Source organism: Mesorhizobium sp. M5C.F.Ca.ET.164.01.1.1, from assembly GCF_004792125.1.
GTDB classification, from domain to species: Bacteria; Pseudomonadota; Alphaproteobacteria; order Rhizobiales; family Rhizobiaceae; genus Mesorhizobium; species Mesorhizobium wenxiniae.
On sequence record NZ_SRTG01000041.1, the window covers coordinates 1 to 1,305 of the forward strand.

Annotated in this window: 1 protein-coding gene and 1 pseudogene; one reads left to right on the top strand and one right to left on the bottom strand. The window is 63.2% G+C overall.

Annotation, left to right across the window (positions count from 1 at the left end):
- Positions 1 to 149, top strand: a pseudogene (locus EN807_RS32255) (IS630 family transposase); the annotation flags it as partial.
- Between the two features lie 262 nt (positions 150 to 411).
- Here EN807_RS32255 and EN807_RS32260 read toward each other — a convergent pair.
- Positions 412 to 1,206 carry an IS110 family transposase gene (locus tag EN807_RS32260; RefSeq protein ID WP_348627931.1) on the bottom strand — a complete coding sequence of 265 codons (795 nt, stop codon included), beginning with the start codon at positions 1,204 to 1,206 and terminating at the stop codon, positions 412 to 414.
- Between the last annotated feature and the right edge of the window lie 99 nt (positions 1,207 to 1,305).

A 1,305-nucleotide genomic window follows, 5' to 3' on the forward strand; every position in this document is an offset into this window, starting at 1 on the left:
CGCATGAAGCCTTCATCGTCGGGCTGATCGAGGAACGCAAGGACATCACGCTGAACGAGATGGTGGAGCGGCTGGTCGCCGAGCAGTCGGTGCGGATCAGCCGCAGCGCCTTGAGCGCCTGGCTTCGCGGCCACGGCTGGACATTCAAAAACGTATGGCCCGCCCGTCGGCAAGAGGTTTATTTCTGATGGCGGCTGGTCTGCATCAACGTATACGGCGTGTCGGCTGATTGCCGTCGCCAAGATGGAGATCCGCACGCTCCGGGCCTCATAAAAGTCACGGCGTCGAAGCGCCATCTTTTGAACCAGGCTTCCAGAACGTCGGTTCGACCGTCAGGCCATCTTTCAAAGTCCTCTCGCAGACATCATCGGTCGGGCGGCGTCCATTCGTGTCGCCGCTGACCTAATTATTTCAGGCGGTTGCCGTGGCCCGGTCGGCCTCGAAGGGTGCCTCGCGACGCAATATCACCCATGCGATGCGGGCGAGTTTGTTGGCCAGCGCCACCACCACTGTGTTGCGATGCCGTCTGACGAGCAGGCTACGCAGCCACGCGCCCAGCAACGTCTGGCTTCGGGCCAGCGACGGCAAGGCCGCCCTTGCCCCATGGATCAGCAGCGTGCGCAGGTATTTGTTGCCGCGCTTGGAGATGCCGAGCAGCCTGGGTTTGCCGCCGGTGGTATGTTGCCGGGGCACGAGCCCCAGCCATGCGCCGAGATCACGGGCTCTTGCGAAGGACGAGCCGTCCCCTACAGCGGCGACGAGAGCGGTGGCATTGAGAACACCGATACCGGGGATCGACGTCAGGCGCCGAGCGGCTGCATCGTTGCGGGCCAGTTCGACGAACTCCCGATCCAAAGCCTCGATACGGCGGTCGAGATCAAGCCATTCCTCCCGCATCTCCGCAAGCAGGCGGCGAATGCGGCCGGCCATGAAGTCCGGATCGGCGAGCAATGCCTCCACAGCCTGCTCGAGCTTGCGGCGTCCCTGTGCGATAGTCGTGCCGCGCTCCAGCAGAATGGCGCGCAACTGGTTGGTCAGCGTCGTGCGCGCGCCCACCAGCCTTGAACGAACCCGATGCAGCGACTGGATGTCCAGCTGCTCCGCCGTCTTCAGCTCGACAAATCGCATAGTCGGCCGTGTCGCGGCTTCGGCGATGGCTTCAGCGTCCCGATCGTCGATCTTCTCTGGTTGCCGCCCTCGATGCAAGAGCCTTCCAACCTGATGTGCCCGGTGATCGAGTGCGTTCTTCTCTCAGGCCTTTTCCTTGCGGCCTTTCAAGAAGCCGCGGGCCGGTATGGTGATCTG